We start from the raw sequence: 260 nt of genomic DNA, 5'->3' as shown, positions 1-260 counted from the left end.
GCGTAAAGCAGGCCGGGAAGAGCCGCGCCCTCCAGGGTTGCGAGGGCTTCTTCGAAGGGGTCCCATGTGGGGTTGGCATAACGTCCGTAACCGCGATCACCGTCACCCAGCTGCCCAGTGCCGAAGTATGTGGAGGACAGGACGATCGGCGGGTTCACCGGTTCATCGTGGGAACGTTCCGGCCGCCCAGCCGCAACCACAACGGTTTCCGGGGACAGTTCGGGGGCTTGCTGCTCGGAGAGGCTCATGTTGCCAGCGTA

General features: G+C 64.2%; 1 protein-coding gene. It reads right to left on the bottom strand.

The window, feature by feature from the left end:
• On the bottom strand, positions 1-260 hold a 260-nt coding region (locus SB679_RS25015), incomplete at both ends, for a PLP-dependent transferase (protein ID WP_410705008.1).

The organism is Chryseobacterium sp. SIMBA_029 (assembly GCF_046535275.1).
Lineage (GTDB): Bacteria > Bacteroidota > Bacteroidia > Flavobacteriales > Weeksellaceae > Chryseobacterium.
The sequence above is the reverse complement of the archived record's forward strand: the minus strand, read 5'-3'. Positions and strand labels throughout refer to the sequence as shown.